The organism is Amycolatopsis sp. NBC_01286, assembly GCF_035982555.1.
In the GTDB taxonomy this organism is placed as follows: Bacteria; Actinomycetota; Actinomycetes; order Mycobacteriales; family Pseudonocardiaceae; genus Amycolatopsis.
The window spans coordinates 9,147,291-9,164,819 of record NZ_CP108428.1 but is presented as its reverse complement, the minus strand read 5'-3'; the positions used below and the strand labels follow the sequence as shown (position 1 = coordinate 9,164,819).

Annotated in this window: 14 protein-coding genes; 6 read left to right on the top strand and 8 right to left on the bottom strand. The window is 73.6% G+C overall.

What is annotated here, in order from left to right; genetic code table 11:
• Positions 1–589 precede the first annotated feature (589 nt).
• The gene (locus OG570_RS41970) at positions 590–3,421 is read left to right on the top strand and encodes a helix-turn-helix transcriptional regulator (protein ID WP_326948363.1); all 2,832 of its coding nucleotides are present in this window, start codon (positions 590–592) and stop codon (positions 3,419–3,421) included.
• A gap of 399 nt (positions 3,422–3,820) precedes the next feature.
• On the opposite strand, the gene OG570_RS41965 is transcribed toward OG570_RS41970, so the two are convergent.
• The 4 genes from OG570_RS41965 to OG570_RS41950 form a co-directional block, all read right to left on the bottom strand.
• Positions 3,821–5,020, bottom strand: coding sequence for an MFS transporter (locus OG570_RS41965; RefSeq protein ID WP_326954300.1), 1,200 nt, complete (start codon positions 5,018–5,020; stop codon positions 3,821–3,823).
• A 111-nt stretch (positions 5,021–5,131) separates the two neighbouring features.
• A complete protein-coding gene (locus OG570_RS41960; protein ID WP_326954299.1) occupies positions 5,132–6,067 on the bottom strand; it encodes an NAD-dependent epimerase/dehydratase family protein in 936 nt (311 codons plus the stop codon).
• A complete protein-coding gene (locus OG570_RS41955) occupies positions 6,064–6,936 on the bottom strand; it encodes an alpha/beta fold hydrolase (protein WP_326954298.1) in 873 nt (290 codons plus the stop codon). Before OG570_RS41955 ends, OG570_RS41960 begins: the two co-directional genes overlap by 4 nt.
• Positions 6,933–7,670 (bottom strand): SDR family NAD(P)-dependent oxidoreductase, encoded by a 738-nt coding sequence (locus OG570_RS41950; RefSeq protein ID WP_326954297.1) that lies wholly within the window; start codon positions 7,668–7,670, stop codon positions 6,933–6,935. Before OG570_RS41950 ends, OG570_RS41955 begins: the two co-directional genes overlap by 4 nt.
• Positions 7,671–7,760: 90 nt before the next feature.
• On the opposite strand from OG570_RS41950, the gene OG570_RS41945 reads away from it, so the two are divergent.
• Both OG570_RS41945 and OG570_RS41940 read left to right on the top strand, forming a co-directional pair.
• The gene (locus OG570_RS41945) at positions 7,761–8,375 is read left to right on the top strand and encodes a TetR/AcrR family transcriptional regulator (RefSeq protein WP_326954296.1); all 615 of its coding nucleotides are present in this window, start codon (positions 7,761–7,763) and stop codon (positions 8,373–8,375) included.
• A complete protein-coding gene (locus OG570_RS41940; RefSeq protein WP_326948369.1) occupies positions 8,372–9,262 on the top strand; it encodes a LysR family transcriptional regulator in 891 nt (296 codons plus the stop codon). The genes OG570_RS41945 and OG570_RS41940 overlap by 4 nt, the downstream gene beginning before the upstream one ends.
• 28 nt (positions 9,263–9,290) lie before the next feature.
• On the opposite strand, the gene OG570_RS41935 is transcribed toward OG570_RS41940, so the two are convergent.
• Positions 9,291–10,067: an SDR family oxidoreductase gene (locus OG570_RS41935; protein WP_326954295.1), complete on the bottom strand. Its 777-nt coding sequence runs from the start codon at positions 10,065–10,067 to the stop codon at positions 9,291–9,293.
• Between the two features lie 171 nt (positions 10,068–10,238).
• Here OG570_RS41935 and OG570_RS41930 point away from each other — a divergent pair, with 171 nt between their 5' ends.
• Positions 10,239–10,952, top strand: a complete 714-nt coding sequence (locus tag OG570_RS41930) for a VOC family protein (RefSeq protein WP_326954294.1) — start codon at positions 10,239–10,241, stop codon at positions 10,950–10,952.
• Here the strand turns inward: OG570_RS41930 and OG570_RS41925 are convergent.
• Positions 10,930–11,688 (bottom strand): SDR family oxidoreductase, encoded by a 759-nt coding sequence (locus tag OG570_RS41925; protein WP_326954293.1) that lies wholly within the window; start codon positions 11,686–11,688, stop codon positions 10,930–10,932. The two genes, OG570_RS41930 and OG570_RS41925, sit on opposite strands and share 23 nt — an antisense overlap.
• Positions 11,689–11,836: 148 nt before the next feature.
• Here OG570_RS41925 and OG570_RS41920 point away from each other — a divergent pair, with 148 nt between their 5' ends.
• Together OG570_RS41920 and OG570_RS41915 are read left to right on the top strand one after the other, a co-directional pair.
• Entirely contained in the window at positions 11,837–13,072 is a 1,236-nt protein-coding gene (locus OG570_RS41920; RefSeq protein ID WP_326954292.1) for an NAD(P)/FAD-dependent oxidoreductase, read from the top strand.
• A gap of 77 nt (positions 13,073–13,149) precedes the next feature.
• Positions 13,150–16,011, top strand: coding sequence for an AfsR/SARP family transcriptional regulator (locus OG570_RS41915; RefSeq protein WP_326954291.1), 2,862 nt, complete (start codon positions 13,150–13,152; stop codon positions 16,009–16,011).
• Here the strand turns inward: OG570_RS41915 and OG570_RS41910 are convergent.
• Together OG570_RS41910 and OG570_RS41905 are read right to left on the bottom strand one after the other, a co-directional pair.
• Positions 15,991–16,623, bottom strand: coding sequence for a dihydrofolate reductase family protein (locus OG570_RS41910; RefSeq protein ID WP_326948375.1), 633 nt, complete (start codon positions 16,621–16,623; stop codon positions 15,991–15,993). The genes OG570_RS41915 and OG570_RS41910 overlap by 21 nt on opposite strands.
• Positions 16,624–16,686: 63 nt before the next feature.
• Positions 16,687–17,517 carry a helix-turn-helix domain-containing protein gene (locus OG570_RS41905; RefSeq protein ID WP_326948376.1) on the bottom strand — a complete coding sequence of 277 codons (831 nt, stop codon included), beginning with the start codon at positions 17,515–17,517 and terminating at the stop codon, positions 16,687–16,689.
• Positions 17,518–17,529: the final 12 nt, after the last annotated feature.

Genomic DNA, 17,529 nt, shown 5'->3' with positions numbered 1-17,529 from the left:
AGTCAGGGGCGATTCATCGAAATCATCGAACGGACTGCTCCGCGGACACAGAACGGCCGCAGCCGGGAATTGATCCGGCTGCGGCCGTCGGGTCGCGGTGACCGAGTTGTAACCCATTCTGTGGCCGGGGAGGTCGGGGAGACCTAGTTGTAACCCATTTCGTCGGTCGAAACGCGGTTGTACCCCATTTCGTCCGGAACGGCCGTGCTCACGAGGGCCGATGTCACGTTCTCGTCACGGGCAGCAGCCGTGGGGGAAGTACCCAGGACGGCCAGGGCCAAAACGTTCAGGGCAACTGCGGCGCCGACGGCGACCGCTCGGTGAACCCGCATCGATTCCTCCGGTGGTCAATTGTACGTGACTGATCTGTTCGGGCCTCGATGGACCATCGCAGAGCCGGGGCAACCGGTGGTCAACGGGCGGTTAATGACCCCCCAACGACAAGTGGCGGAATGGAGCTTAACCGGAAAGCCGATCAATTGCCGAATTGTTATTATCCCGTGAGGAGGGTTCGGCAACCCCGGCCGACGTTCCGGCAACCACAGTGTACATCTTGTTGGGTAACAGTTTCCCTCCTATTATCTCCCCTGTGCGACCGCTCACGGAGGGTGCCGAGCTCCTGATCGGCCGGGACGACGAGGTCTCCCGGCTGGTCGGCTGGGTGCGTGAGGTGGTCGCGGGCCGTGGTCGCGCCGTGCTCGTGGACGGCGAACCGGGCATCGGCAAGTCCGCGCTGGTGCGCGCCGGTGGCGGTGCCGCGACCGGGATGGGCTGCCAGGTCTACTGGGGCGCCGGCGACGAGCTGGGCCAGGCCCTGCCGCTGCTGCCGCTGCTGGACGCGTTGCACATCACGCCGTCCGCGAAGGATTCCCGCCGCAGCGCCATCTCCGGGCTGTTGCACGGGAGTGCGGTCGCGGGCAAGGGCGCCGACCTCGCCGCCGCGGCCGCCGAGCAGCTGCTCGCGCTGGTGGACGAGCTCTGCCAGGACGGACCGGTGGTGCTGGTCGTCGACGACCTGCAGTGGGCCGACCGCACGACGGTGGCCGTGTGGGGCCGGCTCGCCCGCTCGGTCCGGCAGCTTCCACTGCTCCTGATCGGCGTGCTGCGCCCGGTCCCGCGCCGCGACGACCTGCGCTCGCTGTACCGGATCGTCGGCCCGGCCGAGCGGTTACGACTGGGCCGGCTGGCCGAACCGGCGGTGATCGAGCTGGTGACCGCGCTGGCCGGCGGCAGACCGGGGGCCGAGCTGGAGCGGCTGGCCGACGACGCCGCCGGGAACCCGTTGTACCTCACCGAACTGCTCGACGCCCTGACCAGGGGCTCGTGCCTGGACGTCGACGACGCGGGTGTCGCCCAGCTCGCCGAGGGGGACACCCCGGACTCCCTGCCGGAGGCGATCGCGGACCGGCTGGGCTTCCTGCCGGAGCCGACGCGGGCCGTGCTGCGGGCGGCGGCGTTGCTCGGGGTCGGCTTCTCGGTCGGGGACCTCGTGACCGTGACGGGCTCCCCGCTTCCCGGCCTGCTGCCCGCCCTCGACGAGGCCCGGACCGCCGGGGTGCTGGTGGCGGCCGGCGACGACCTGGCGTTCCGGCACCCGTTGATCCGCAAGGCCTTGTACGACGAGATGCCGACGTCGGTCCGGGTCGCCTGGCACCAGGGTGCCGCGCGGTCCCTGGCCGAGGCGGGCGCGCCGGTCGAGCGGGTCGCGCTGCACCTGCTGCCGATGGTGTCGACCACCGACAGCCGGGTGCCGGTGCCGGCCTGGGCCGTGCAGTGGCTGCTGGAGGTGGCCGCGCCGTTGATCGGCCAGGCGCCCGCGGTCGCCGTCGCGCTCCTGCGCCGCGCGGTGCGGGACGCGCGGCCCGGCGACGCCGTGACCGCCGCGCTGACCTGCCGGCTGGCCGACGCGCACTACCGGCTGGGCAACTTCGGCCAGGCCGAGCGGATCGCGTGCCGCGCCCTGGAACACCTCGACGACCCCGACCTGCTCGTCGACCTGCACACGACGGTCACCCAGTGCCGCGGGATGACCGGCCGCTCCGCCGAGTCCCTGGCGGCGCTGAACGACGCGGTGGCCCGGCCGGGCCTGCAACCCCGGCACCGGGCCCGGTTGCTCGTGCTCATCGCGCGCACGCACCGCGACCTCGGCCAGGTCGTCACCGCCAGCCGGGTGGCCACCGAGGCGCTGGAGGAGGCCGGCCAGGTCGAGGACCGCTGGGCCACCGGGTGGGCGCTGCACGTGCTGAGCCTGGTGGCGATGATGCGCGGCGAGTGGACCGCGGCGTTGCCGCTGTTCGAGCGCGCGATGGCCAAGGCGCAGGGCGATCCCGCGCTGACCGACCTCGGCCTGCTGCTGCGCATCAACCAGTCGGTCACCTTCGGGGCGCTCGACCGCTACACCGATGCGCTCGCCGCCGCCACGCGCGCCCGCGAACTGGCCGACCGCACCGGCAGCGTCGTGCGGCTGACCCAGGCCCAGAGCGCGCTCGGGCAGCTGCTGCTGGGCACCGGCCGCTGGGACGACGCGCTGGCCGAGGTGGACGTCGTCCCGGACGACCTCAAGGACCCGAGCGTGGCGTGCTGCGACCACGGGGTCGCCGCGATCATCCACTTCCACCGCGGCGACGGCCCCGCGGCCCGCAAGCACCTCGACGTCGCGTCGCCGTATTCGGAACGCATCGGCGGCCGGGTCGTGGAGTCCCTGGCCCGGGCCCGCAGCCTCGCCTTCGAGCACGACGGCTTGCCCGAGCGGGCGCTCGCCGCGCTCACCGACGCGCTGGCCGGCGAAGACGAGGGTGAGGACCTGCTCGCCGACGCCGCCCGGCTGGCCGCGGCGACTGGCGACACGCGGACCGCGGTGGAGATCGACGCCCGGGTCCGCAAGATCGCCGCCGGCTCCACCGTGCCGCACCGCCTCGCGCTGGCCTCGTACTGCCACGGCCTGCTCGAGCTGGACGCGGCGACGCTGCTGCAGGCCGCCGACGGCTACCGCGACGCGGGCCGCCCGCTCTCGCGGGCCAAGGCCCTGGAAGCCGCCGCGATCGCCTTCGCCGAAACCCGGTCCGACGACCGCGGCTCGGCGCGGGCCGCTTTCACCTACGCCCTCGACCTCTACGCCGAGCTGGGCGCGCACTGGGACGTGGCCAGGCTGCGCGCGCGGTTCCGGGCGTTCGGCATCCGGCGCGGCCCGACGGTGAAGCACCGCCAGATCACCCACGGCTGGGACAGCCTGACCCCGACGGAAGGCAAGATCGCCGCGCTCGTCGTGGAAGGCCTGTCGAACCCGCAGATCGCGGCCCGCCTGTACCTGTCGCCGCGGACGGTCGGCACGCATGTGTCGCACATCCTGACCAAGCTCGATGTCCACTCGCGTATCGACATCGCGCGGGAAGCCGCTCGGCACCGGTCTGCTTCGGGCTGACTTCGCGCGGCGGAAGCGCTCGAACCACCGGCGCACGGTCGCCATGAACGGGCCGAGGGTGCTCGGCCGGTCCATGGGAACGCGCGTGTTTGTCGTCACGCCCTCCGCCTGTCGCACATCTTGACCAAGCTCGATGTCCACTCGCGCATCGACATTGCGCGGGAAGCGGCCCGGCACCGGTCCGCTTCGGGCTGACGCGGCGCGGTGGAAGCGCCGGAACCACCGCCACACGGCCGCCACGAACGGGCCGGGGGTGCTCGGCCGATCCATGGGACCACGCGTGGTTGTCGTCACGCCCTCCACGTTATCGAACTGATGAGCGAGCGCCATCGCTGAAACGGGTGAACTCCGGGCGCACCCCGACCAGGGGTGTGCCCGGAGCGGGCCGGGAAGGGAACATCAGGCCGCGGCCTCGGGCGCGTCCTGCTGGTGCACCGGGAGCAGGACGTGCGGCGCCGGCGTCGGTGCCGGCTCCGGAGCCGGTTCCGGCTTGGGCGCCGGTTCGGGTTCCGGTTCCGCCGGAACCCGCTGGGACACCGTGATGTGCCCGCTGGCCACCTGGCCGAGCAGGATCACCAGCACCAGTACCAGCGGAATCTGCCAGCCGCCGGTGTGCGTGTGCAGCCAGCCGCAGGCCAGCACGCCGAAGCCGGCGATGACGTACCCCACGCCCTGGACCACCGCGGACAGCGCCAGGGAACTGTCCTTGCTGCGCAACGAGATCGTCGTCAGGACGAACGCCAGCGACCCCATGCCCGCGCCGGTGGCCGCGGCCCACAGCCAGGGCGCGGCCGCCGGTGCGATGAGCAGCCCGGCCACGCCGACGACGTTGGGTGCGGCCAGGACGACCACGAGCAGGGTCTGGTTGCGCCACCGGCGCGTCCAGCCGGGCACCAGCCACATCATGGGCAGCCCCATGGCCATCGACAGCGCGAGGTACGCGCCGGCACTCGCCGGCGGCACACCCGCGCTGCGCAGGATTCCCGGGAGCCAGCCCATGACCAGGAAGGTGACCGTCGAGATGAGTCCGAAGTGGAGGGTCAGGGCCCGGGCCCGCACCGGTCCGGTCGCGACCTTCGGCGCCAGGAACTCGACGTGCGTGCGCCGCCACACCCGCTGGGCCAGCAGGGCCGTGAGCGCCCACACGCCCAGGCCGACCCGCCACGACGACGACAGCACCGCCAGGGGCGTGATCAGCGCCCCCGCCGTGCTGCCCAGCCCGAGCCCGAGGGTGAACGCGGCCGACCCCTTGGCCAGCATCGGCAGCACGGTGCCGAGCGCGGCGATGGCCAGGCACGCCAGCGCCGTCCCGGCCAGCAGCGGCACCGGGCCGCCGAGGACCCGTGCGAACAGCGACGCCGCCAGCCCGAGGAGGGACACGGTGACGATCCGGTGCGTCCCGATCCGGGCGCACAGCCAGGGCGACGCCCAGCCGCCGAGGCCGATCGCCCACAGGGGCAGCGCGACGAGCACGGCGGCGACCAGGCTCCCGGCGACCGAGATGTCCGGCAGGGCCGCGCCCAGGCTCGTCACGGCCGGGCGCAGATTGAGGGCCAAGATGAAGATCACGACGGTCGAAACAGGGGTAGCACGGGACATCGCTCCTCCTCGGTATCGAGGCCGGAGCGTGGAGCCCCGTGAAGCAATGCTTCGCGATCGGACCACAACAGACATCCGTCACCTGACGGATCTATGAAGTTCCGTTGCAGCTCAAGGGAGTGCGGTGTCCCGGACGCCCGCGAACGGGCGTGCATCGGCACGGCCGGACGGGGGTGCGCCGACCGCGCCCAGCAGGTCGGTGTGCCGGGGTGCCCACCCCAGCTCCCGGCGGCTGCGCGGAGCGCGGCACCGGCTCGACGCGGCGAGGATCAGCGCGTCGAAGGCACCCCAGACGGTCGTGGCCTCCGCCGGGGTGAGGCTTCGCGTGGCGCACCCCCGCTCCCGGGCCACGGCTTCGGCGATCCACCGGGTCGGGGTCTCGCCCGCGACCGCGTGGTAGAGGGCGCCGGCGGTGCCCCGGACCAGCGCGAGCCCGAAGAGCCGGGCGACGTCGTCGAGGTGCACGTGGGAGTAGGTGTTGAGGCCTTCGCCGACGTAGCACGCGGCGCCGGTCCGCTCGGCCGACCGGCGGATCAGCGGCACGTGGCCGTGGTCGCCCGGACCCCAGACCATGCCGGGCCGCACGACGATCGCGCGCACGTCCCGGCCGGCCGCGGCCCGCACCAGCTCCTCGACCGCCAGCCGCCGCGCGGCCAGCGGTTCGACCGTGAACGGGTCGTCCTCGGCGAAGCTGTCTTCGCTCCAGGCACCGCCGGTGCGCTGGAGGAGGACCCCGCTGCCGGAGGTGAACAGGAACGTCTTCCCGGAGCCGGCGAGCGCGTCGAGCAGGTGCGCGACGACGCGCTCTTCGGCCTCGGCGTCGAGCTGGGCGGCGAAGACGACCGCGCCGGACGCCGTCGCGGCCGCGACGACCTCGGCGAGGCCGCCGTCGACGTCCCCGCGCAACGGCGTGATGCCCTGGCGCGTCAGGCGTTCGGCCGCGTCGGCGGAGCGGGCCAGGCCGGTGACGTCGTGGCCCGCTCCGGCGAGGTGACGCGCGACGCCGCCGCCGACGAAGCCCGTCGCGCCGATGACGAGGACCCTCACGGCCGGGCCCCTGCGAGGTACTCGCGGAGGGTGCGCACGAACCACTCCGGGGCTTCTTCGGCGACGAAATGGCCGGTCGGGGCGATGAAGCCGGTGAGGTCCTTGGCGTACGGGCGCAGGGCTTCCGTGGTCTGGCCGCCCACCGAATCCCGGCCGCCGATGGACAGGACCGGCACGCTCACCCCGCGTTCGGCGAGGGCGCCCCGGTTCTCCACGCCGTCGTCGAGCAGGGTCCGGTAGTGCCCGAAACCGCCGCGCAGCCGGTCCCGGCCGCGGTAGGAGCGCGCGTAGAAGTCGAGTTCTTCGCTGGTGAACGTCGAGGGCGTGCTCCGGGCGGTGAAGGTCGCTTCGACGAACTCCCGCTCGTGGCCGTCCAGGAGCATTTCGGGGAACGCCGGTGCCATGAAGAACCCGAAGTGCCACGAGCCCCCGGTGACGACGTTCATCGACTCCTCGAGGTCGACCCCCGGCAGGAAGGCGTCGAGCAGCACGACGGCGGCGACGTCCGCGGGCCGGTGCAGCGCCCAGGCGAAGGCGACCATGCTGCCGATGTCGTGCCCCACGACCACCGCGGGCCCGGTCAGGCCGAGTGCGGTGAGCAGGCCGCGCACGTCGTCGGCCTGGTTGACCTTGGTGTAGCCGCCGGCGGGCCGCTCGCTGGCCCCGGTGCCGCGCAGGTCGGGGACGACCACCGTGTGGTCCTCGGCGAGGGCGGGCATCACCCGGGCCCAGGCGCGGCCGGTCTGGGGCCAGCCGTGCAGCAGCACCAGCAGCGGACCCCGGCCGCCCACCGCGGCCGAGAGCCGGACGCCGTTCGTGTCGGCCGTGCGGACGTCGAAGCCCTCGGGCAGCCACTCGTAGGTGCTCATGCGGGCAGTCCGCTCGGCTCGCCGCCGTTGGCGACGACGACGGTGCCGTTGATGTAGCTGCTGTCGGAGTCCACGAGGAACCGGACCACCCGGGCGATCTCCTCGGGTTCGCCGATGCGCTCGCGGAGGTTGGCCCGGCCCAGGACGTCGACGTTGTCGCCGAGCATGGCGGTGGTGCCCGCGGTGCGGATCGGGCCGGGGGAGACGCCGTTGACCCGGACGCCGCGGCCGCCGAACTCCGTGGCCCACGAGCGCGTCAGCAGTTCGACGGCCGCCTTGGACGCCCCGTAGGCGCCGCCGATCGGTGCCGGCGAGGTCGCCGCGGTCGAGGTGATGTTGACGATCGTGCCGTGCCCCCGCTCGGCCATGGCCGGGGCCAGCGCGCCGACCAGCAGGAACGGTGCGCGGGTGTTGAGCGCGAACTGCCGGTCGAAGCTGTCCGCGGTCGTGTCCGGCGTGCTGGTGAACGCGTAGCTGCCGGCGTTGTTGACCAGGATGTCCACGTCGCCGGCTGCCGCGGCGAGCGCGACGACCTCGCCGGGATCGGTCAGGTCCGCGCCGACGAAGCGCGCGGTGCCGCCTTCCGCGGTGATCTCCTTGACGAGCTGGGCGCCTCGCTCGGGGTCGCGGCCGTGGGCGATCACGTCGATGCCGTGGGCGGCGAGGTCGAGCGCGACGGCCCGGCCGATGCCGGCGGTGGCGCCGGTCACGAGGGCGGTGCGGGTGGGGGACATGGGGTCGGCCTCACTTTCTGGGTTGTTTTGTCCAGAACAGTAGGGACAGTTTCTGGATTGCGCAACCCATTCTTGCGGTAGGCTGACGCCGTGACCGAAGCGCCGAAACCGCGTCGCCTGACCCCGAAGGGCCGCGCCACCAGGGACCGCATCATCGAAGCCGCGACCGATCTCATCGCCCGCCACGGCGTGGCCGGTACCGGGATCGAGGACGTGCGGGCCGCGGCCGGCGTGAGCGGATCGCAGCTCTACCACTACTTCGACGGCAAGCAGGCGCTGATCCGGGCCGTCATCACCCGGCAGGCGGACTCGGGCCTGCCGCGGATCTCCGCGCTCGACAGCTTCGAGGCGCTGCGGGCCTGGGCCGACGCCGGGATCGAGCGGCAGCGGGAGAACGGCTGCCGCAGCGACTGCAACCTCGGCGCCCTGGCCGGCGAGCTGAGCGTCAGCGACGAGGAGTCCCGGACCGACCTGGCCGACGGCTTTCTCCGCTGGAAGGACCTCCTGCTGGAGGGCCTGCGCGCGATGCGCGACCGCGGCGAGCTGCGGGCCGGCGCCGACCTCGACGAGCTCGCGTTCTCGCTGCTCGCCGCCCTGCAGGGCGGGGTCCTGCTCTCGCAGACCATGCTTGACGTGCGGCCGCTCGAAGCGTCGATGAACGCCGCGCTGGCCTACATCCACTCGTTCGCCGCGAGCGCCCGATGAGCCTCCGGCAGTACGAGTACGCCCTCGCCGTGGCCGACGAGGGCTCGGTGACGGCGGCGGCGGAACGGCTGCGCGTCGCCCAGCCCTCGGTGTCGCAGCAGATCCGCGGCTTGGAGCGGGAGCTCGGCGTGCAGTTGTTCGCCCGCACGCCGTCCGGCCTGGTGCCCACGGTGGTCGGCCGCGCGTTCCTGCGGGAGGCGCAGGTCGCGGTGAACGCGTCGCGGCGGGCGCGGGCGACGGCCCGGGCCGGGGCCGACGAGCTGGTGGGCGAGCTGACGGTCGCGGTGCAGCTGGGTTTCGGCACCCGGCAGCTGCCGGGCGCGCTGGGCGCGTTGCGCCGCCGCTTCCCGCGGCTGGAGGTCACCGTCTTCGAGGAGCCGAGCTCCGCCGAGCTGGACCGGCTGGGCCGCCGGGGTGTGCTGGACCTCGCCCTGATGGCGGCCTGTGAGCAGACCCCGGACGACGCCCACCACCTCGGCGACGAGGAGTTCGTCGTGGTGCTGGGCGCCGGGCACCCGCGGCTCGCCGCGGACCGGGTCGAGCTGAGCGGGCTGGCGGGGGAGCCGTGGGTGCGCTTCGACCGGGACGGCGCGCTCGACGCCGTGCTGCTGAACGTGTTGCGGGACAACGACGTGACGCCGAGCGCGGTCGCCCGCGTGTCCCAGACGGCGACGGCCGTGCGGTGGGCCGCCGCCGGGCTGGGCGTGACGCTCGTCCCGGCCTCGGCGGTGCCCGAGGGGCACGCGCACCTCGTCCGCCCGGTCTTCCCGGCCGTGACCCAGCCCGTTGTCGCCGTTCTCCGGAAAGGCCCGGGACCGGCGGAAACGGCGTTGCTCGAACTGCTGCGCCGGGAAACCTGGTCGCATTCTTTCTCGCCGGTGTCCTGACGGCCGGGAACAATTCCCCGGAACGGCGTCAGCCCATCGGGAATTCCCCGCCGTCGACGATGAGGTTCCGTCCGGTCAGCCAGCTCGCCCGGTCGGACGCGAGGAACAGCACCGCGTCGGCGATGTCCCCGGGCCGGCCGTCGCGCCCCAGCGGCGTGGTGTCCCCGGCGTTGGTTTCGGCCGGCGCCACGCTCAGGCTCGCCCACTGTTCCCGCGTCGCTTCACCGCCGGGAGTGGCGGTGCGGCCCGGGGAAACGGCGTTGACGCGGATGCCGAGCGGGGCCAGTTCCAGTGCCAGGCCCCGGCTGTAGTTCTCCAGCGCCGCCTTCGCCGCCGTGTAGTGCAGGAACGGCCCGACCGGGGTGAGTACCGCGGCCGAGGAGACGTGCACGATCGTCCCCGCGCGCCGGTCCCGCATTCCCGGCAGCAGCAACGCATCCAGCCGGACCGAAGCCAGGTAGTTCAGGTCCAGCGCGTCCTGCCACTCCTCGTCGGTGATGGCCGACGAGTCCGCGTGCGGTCGCGCCCCGCCCGCGTTGTGGACCAGGACGTCCACCCCGCCGAGCACCTCCTGCGCGGCCGCGGCGAGCGCTTCCACCCCGGCCCGCGTCCGAACGTCGGCCTCCACAAAGGAAGCTCCGTCCGGCACCGTGCTCGTCGCCGAGCGGGCGGTCGTGAGCACCTCGGCGCCCGCGTCCAGGAACTGGCGTACGACGGCCGCGCCGATGCCGCGAGTGCCACCCGTGACCAGGGCTCGTTTTCCCGCGAGTTCCCGCGGTCCCGATCCGTTTCCGATCGTGGTCATGCCACCGGTCCTTTCTTTCCGTGTTCGTCTTGGTCACGGTAGGTCCGGAAAGCGCGGGAAGCAAAGACGAATTGTCAGCAGCCGGTATAGGGAACTCCTATGGCGCCATTGCGGGCAACCGGGTCGATATATTGCCTTGCCCTCACCTGGGGCGGTGTCTACGTTCCGGTGATGCGTTCGAGACTGCTTGCGGTGACCTTCGAGGCGGACGACCCGGCTGGAGCGGCCGGGTTCTGGGCCGGGCTGCTCGGCCGGGAGGTCGTCGAGGATGACGGCGGTGTGCTGCTCCCGGGCGGGGACACTCAGCTCGGCCTGCGGTTCGTCCCGGGCCGCGCCGGCCGGCTCGGCGCGAACCGGATGCACCTGCACCTGACCAGCGCCGACCTCGACGACCAGCGGCACACGGTGGACACGGCGATCGGGCTCGGTGGCCGTCACGTCGACGTCGGGCAGCGTCCCGAGGAGAGGCACGTAGTCCTGGGCGACCCGGCAGGGTACGAGTTCTGCGTGATCGAGCCCGGCGACGATTACCTCGCCGGGTGCGGCCCGCTGGGTGAGCTCACCTGTGCCGGTTCCCGGCAGGTCGGGCAGTTCTGGAGCGAGGCGCTGGGCTGGCCCCTGGTGTGGGACCAGGGCGAGCAGACCGCGATCCAGTCACCGCGCGGTGGCACGAAACTCGCGTGGGACGTGTGGGATGGCACGCCCGAGGAGCCGAACCGGCAGCGCTTCGAGCTGCTCCCGGCGGACGGCGACCAGCGGGCGGCGGTCGACGAGCTGATCTCCCTCGGCGCCGCTCGGCTCGGCGTCCGCGACGACGGCACCGTCGTGCTGGCGGATCCGGACGGCACCGAGTTCCGCGTGCTCAGTGGGGATCGGTCTGGTTGAGCGTCGCGACGACCTGGTCGTAGTCGCCGCGGGCTTCGCCGTAGCGGAGGAACTTGACGCGCTCGACCTGGATCTCCTTCGCCTCCGGCCGGGTCTCCAGGATCGTCATGACCTCGGTGACGAACTCGTCGAGCGGCATGGCGTGCTCGCTCTCGGCCTGGCCGGGCAGCAAGTCCGTCTGCACCGAAGGCGGCACCAGTTCCAGCACGTCCACGGTGGTGTCGGCCAGCTGCAGCCGCAGGGATTCGCTGAGCATGTGGATCGCCGCCTTGGACGCGTTGTAGCTCGGAGTGACCTTGAGCGGGGTGAAGGCCAGTCCGGACGAGACGGTCACGATGGTGGCGTCCGGCCGGCTCCGCAGGTGCTCGACGAACGCGGCGATCAGCCGGATCGGGCCGAGCACGTTGGTCGTCACGACCTCTTCGGCCGACTCCAGGAACGACTCCGGCCGGTGCCAGTCCTCGACGCGCATCACGCCGGCCATGGTGACGAGCACGTTCAGCTCGGGGTAGCGGGCGAGCACGTCCTTCGCGGCGGCCTGGATGCTCGCGGCGTCGGTGGTGTCGATCCGCACGGTGCCGATCCCGGGGTACTCGGCGGCGATCTTCTCCAGCCGGCCGGTGCGCCGGCCGCCGACGATCACGCTGTTGCCCCGCTCCCGGAGGGCGAGCGCGAGCGCCAGCCCGATACCGCTGGTGGCGCCGGGGATGAAGAGGGTGTTTCCGGTGATGTCCATGCTGCGAGCATCACGCACCCGCCCGCGCGGTGGCAGAGAGCGGACATCGGGGGACCGGCGATCCCCGCCTCGCGTGGGTGAGGTTCGCGACCGGCGCGGTTGGACTCGGCCGGGCCGGGAACCCCGCACCGTGACGAAGGGAGCGCGGATGGCCGGGGAATCGGGTGTGATCGTCGTCGGGGGTGGGCTGGCGGGGCTGAGTGCCGCGGCGCGGCTGCACCGGGCCGGGATCGGGACCACCGTGCTGGAGGCGGGCGACGACGTCGGCGGCCGGGTCCGCACCGACGTGGTCGACGGGTTCCGGCTCGACCGCGGGTTCCAGGTGCTGCTGCCCGCGTACCCCGCGGTGCGGCGGCTGGTCGACGTGAAAGCGTTGCGGCCCAAGCCGTTCACCCGCGGCACGATCGCCGTGACCGAGACGGGCCGCCGGTGGCTGGCTGGTCCGTGGCACGGGCTGCCCGCGGTGGGCGGGGTCGCCGGGTTCGCCGTCGGCCATCCCGGTGACGCAGCGCGGATGGCGGCCCTGGCCGCCCGGGACCTGCTGGCGCCGGACGCGACCGTCCGGGCCGACGCCGGGCGCAGCACGGCCGAGGAGCTGCGGCGCTGGGGCTTGAGCGCGGCCACGGTCGAGCAGGTGCTGCGGCCGTTCCTCGCCGGGGTGTTCCTCGACCCGTCGTTGCGGACGTCCGCGCGGATGTTCCACCTGCTGTGGCGCAGTTTCCTGCGTGGCGGCGGGGTACTGCCGGCCGAAGGCATGCAGGCCCTGCCGCGTCAGCTGGCCGACGGCCTGCCGCCCGGCACGGTCCGCACCGGCGTCGAGGTCGCCGAGATCACCGCCGACGGCGTCCGCACGGGCGACGGCGAGCACCTGCCCGCGCGAGCCGTGATCGTGGCGACCGACGGCGACACCGCCGCCCGGCTGCTGCCCGGCGTCGAAGCGCCCGCCTGGCACGCGGTGACGACGTTCTACTACTGCGCCGCGGCGACGCCGTTGCGGTCGCCGACGCTGCTGGTCGACGGGCTCGACGAGCTGCTGCTCAACACCGCCGTGCTCAGCGAGGTCGCCCCGGGGTACGCCCCGAGCGGGTCGGCGCTGATCTCCGCGTCGGTGCCCGATCACGCCGACGCCGGCCTGGAGCCGCAGGTCCGGCGACGGCTGGCCCGGATCTACGGCACCGGGACCGGCGGCTGGGACCTGCTGGCCGCCTACGCGCTGCCCCGGGCGTTGCCGGTGTTCGGGCCCGGCGCGCCGCTGCGACGTCCGGTGCGGCTCGCCCCCGGTCGTTACGTCTGCGGCGACCACCGCGACACGCCGTCGGTGCAGGGAGCGCTGGTGTCCGGGCAACGGGCGGCGGCCGCGCTGCTGGCCGACTTGACCGGCTGACGAACAGGCGGTGCCGAGCCTCTGACGGAGCGTATACGCTGTGTCCGGTTTCCGTGACGCTCGGGGAGGTGAGTGCGGTGCTGCGGTTGTTGGGGGAGGTGGCCGCGTCCGTCGACGGCGTTCCGGTGGACCTCGGGCACCCGCGGCAGCGGTGCGTGCTGGCCGCGCTGGTCGTCGAGCGCGGCCGGGTCGTGTCGACCGACCGGCTCGCCGAGCGGGTGTGGGGCGGCGCGGTGCCGTTGCGCGGCCGCGAAACCGTGCACAGCTACATCTCCCGGCTGCGCCGCGCCGTGAGCGCGGTGCCGGGGGTGAGCCTCGTCCGCCGGTCCGGCGGCTACGCGCTGATCGCCGACGCCACGCCGCTCCCGGTCGACCTGTACGTCTTCCAGGACCTCTGCGCGCAGGCCGGTGCGGACAGCGACGACGCGCGCGTGGTGTCGACCCTCACCGAGGCGCTGGCGTTGTGGCACGGACCGGCGCTGACCGGCCTGACCGGCGACTGGGCCGACGCCGAGCGCGACCGGCTGGAGCGGGCCCGGCTGGCGGCCCAGCTCGACCTGGCCGAGACGCGGCTGCGGCTGGGCGAAGGCACCGAGCTGGTCGCCGGGCTCGCCGCCCTGGCCACCGGGCACCCGTACGACGAGCGCATCGCCGGCCTGTACATGACGGCCCTGCACCGGGCCGGGCGGACGGCCGACGCCCTCCAGCACTACCGGGAGGTCCACGCCCGGCTGTCCGAAGACCTGGGCATCGACCCGACCGCCGCGTTGACGGACACGCACCGGCGGCTGCTGGGGCGGGATCGCGAAGCGCGTCCGCCCGCCAGTGCAGGAAGGACCCCGGCCCGCCGCAACTGCCTGCCGCGCGACCTCCCGGACTTCACCGGGCGGGCCGCCGAGCTCGCCCGCCTGGTGACGTCGACCGGCGACCGGGCCACCGTCTACTCGGTCGACGGGATGGCCGGGGTCGGCAAGACGGCGTTCGCCGTCCACGCCGGGCACCTGCTGGCCGACCGCTTTCCCGACGGCGTCGTCTTCGTGGACCTGCAGGGGCACAGCGCGGGGAAGACGCCGCTGACCGCGGACGAGGCACTGGACGTGCTGCTGGGCCAGCTGGGCCTCGCGGCGACCGGCGACGCCAAGGCGCAGTGGCGGGCGAAGACCGCGGCGCTGCGGCTGCTGGTCGTGTTCGACAACGCCGTGGACGAGACGCAGGTGGCCGCGCTGCTGCCCGCCGGTCCCGGCCTCGTGATCGTGACGAGCCGGGCCCGGCTGCCGGACCTCGCCGGGGCGCGGCCGATCTCGCTGGCCGTCCTGCCGGAGGAAGAAGCCACGGCGTTCTTCGCCCGGCTGGTGGGCACCGACCGGGCGGCCGCCGAACCCGAGGCCGTGGCGCGCATCGTCCGCCTGTGCGCGGGCCTGCCGCTCGCGCTGCGGCTGTCCGGCGCCCGGCTCGCGCACCGCACCGCCTGGCCGATCGCGTACTTGTCCGCGCAGCTGGCCGACGCGCGCCGGCGGCTGCCGAAGCTGTTCGCCGACCGCGAGGTGGCGCTGGCGTTCCGGATGTCCCACGAGCACCTGCCCCCGGAAGACCAGCAGCTCTTCTACGCGCTGGGCCGCCATCCCGGCGCCGACGCGGACACCGCCGTCCTCGCGGCGATGACCGGCACGCCGGTGGGGCGGGCCGACGACGCCCTGCAGCGGCTGGTCGACGTCCACCTGGCCGAGGAGGCCGTGCCCGGCCGGTACCGCCAGCACGACCTGCTGCGCCAGTACGCCCGCGGGCTCTCCGACGACCCGCGGATGACCGGGAAGATGCTCGACCACTACCTGGCGGCCGTCACCGACGCGGCGGCCAGCTTCGAGGCCGGCGGCCCGGAAGCGGCGGCGGCGCACGCCTGGCTGCTGGCCGAGCGCGGCAACCTCCTGGCCGCGACGCGCTGCGCCGCGGCCGAGGGCTACGGCACCCACGCCTGGCAGCTGGCCATCTCCTTCTGGCACTTCCTGGAGCGCGACCTCGGCGGCGACCCGATCGAGCTGCTGGAGCAGAGCCTGGCCGCGGCGCAGGAGACGGCCGAGGGCGGCGAAGGCCTGCTGAGCACGTTGCTGGCGCTGGCCCACTGGTCCGCCGGCCACACCTCGCGGGCCTTCGACCTGCTGACGGCGTCGGCGAAGCAGCCGGAGAACACCGAGTCCCACGCGCACACCCTCGCCCTGCTCGGCTTGATGCACCTGCAACGCGGCGACCACGAGCCGGCGGCGCGGCACGCGCAGGCGGCGGCCGACGAGCTGGCCGGCCTCGCCCGCCTGTCCCCGCTCGGCATCGACGCGCGGATCATCACCTGCTGGACCCGCGGCGTCGTCCGCTGGCTGAACGGCGACTACGAGCCGGCGCTGGCCTTCCTGCGCACGGCTTACGCGGGCTGCGACGAGCTGGGCCGGTTCAGCCCCAACGACCACGTGCTCACCGCGCTGGCCCGGTGCCTCATCGCGCTCGGCGACGGCGAAGAGGCCCTCGGCCACCTCCGCCAGGCCCGTGACCTGCGGCAGCGGATCGGCGACCGGGAAGGCGAAGCCGAGGCCCTGGTGCTCATCGGCACGGCCCACCGCGTGGCCGGACGCGCCCACGACGCCCTGGAGCCGCAGCGCGCCGCGGTGACCATGCTCGACGACGACGTCCGCCTCCAGGCCTACGCCCGGATCGAGCTGGGCCGGACCCAGCTCGCGCTGGGCCACGGAACCGAGGCCGTCGAGCAGTTCACGATCGTGGTCCGGGGCGAGCACCTCCACGAACGAGCCCAGGCCCACGCCGAACTCGCCCGCACCGGCGACGACCCGTCAGCGGCGCGGGACCACGAGCGGGCCGCCGCGGACATCGCCGCCCGGCTCGACCTGGACCGGCCGAAGTCGTTGCCCCACCTACGCCCCGCCGGCTGGTGAGCGGCGCACCTTGAACTTCAGGTGCAGCACCCGGTCACCCTGGATGACCACGTGCGGATCCTCGAGCAACTGCTGCCCCTCGATGCCGGCGAAGAAGCGTTTGCCCGACCCGAACACCACCGGCACGACGTCCATCGCCACTTCGTCCACCAGACCGGCGGCGAAGATCCGGCTGCCCGCCTCGCCCGCGTTCACCGCGATCGTCCGGTCCCCGGCCAGCTCCTGGGCCTTGGCGATCGCCGCCTTCGGGTCGTCGACGAAGTGGTAGGACGCCTCGGGGTGCCAGCCCGCCGGCTTGGGCCGGTGGGAGACCACGACCACGTGCTCACCCGCGGGCGGCTTCCCCTCCCAGCCGTTCATCAGGTCGAACAGCGTGCGGCCCATGACGATCACGCCGATGCTCTCCCACATCGCCCGGACGTAGGGCGCCGACGCGCTCGAGACCCGGAAGCCGTTGCCCGTCCCGGAATGGTCGAACTCCTCGTCGGGTGGCGTCTCGGTGATCGGGGTGTCGCCGGAGAAGTACCACTCGTGCAGCGGGCCGACGTCGTCGTGCTCGTCGGCGATGAAGCCGTCCACCGACACCACGTTCTGCATGATCACCGTGCCCACGGGCCCTCCTCAGGTCGTCTCGCTCGATCTTGGTGTCCCGGGCCGGGCCGCGCTTGTAAAAAATCACTCGGCGGGCATCGGCGGGAACGGCCCTTCGGCGGGGAACCGGCGCCGCAGGGCCAGGAACTCCGTCGGGGTGTGGCCGGTGAAGTCCTTGAACTCCTTGCCGAAGTGCGCCTGGTCGAAGTAGCCGACGCGGTGCGCGAGATCCGCCCAGCCGGCCGGGCCCAGCGCGTCCACCGAGAGGATCAGCCGTGCGAAGCGGTAGATCCGCGCCACCCGTTTCGGGGTGATCCCGACGTGGGCCTTGAACTGCGCGGCCAGGTGGTTGCCGCTCACCCCCGCGGCCTCGGTCAGCGCGCCGACCGGGACCGCGCCGTAGGAGGTCGCCAGCCGTCCGCCGGTGTGCCGGACCAGGTCGAGACCACGCGCCGGCGCCTCGGCGAGCCGGGCGCGCAGCTCCTCCTCGACCACCCGCAGCGTCTCGCCGGCCGACGCGAGCTCCCCGAGCCGGTCGCGGATCCGGTCGAGGGACCGGTGCCAGACGGCGTCGACCGGCACCCACCGGTCCCGCAGCTCACTGGCCGGCACGCCGACGAACGGCGACAGCCCCCACGGCTTGAAGTGCACCCCCACGAGCCGCACCCGCGCGGGGAACTCGACGCGGAAGCGCCGGGTCCACATCCCCATGAACCACCCGTCGGCGAACACCGCCGGCGGCACCGAAGGGTCGGAGTCGTACAGCCGGACGGGCGCGCCCAGGTTGAGGAACAGGTGCGCCGACGGCATCGGCGGGACGGTCATCAGCCGGTGGCCCGGCACGCCGGTCTGGCAGTAGACGTCGTCGACGAACCGGTCGAGCGGCGGGGCGGGCACCTGGCCGACGTACTCCATGAGCCCAGTGTG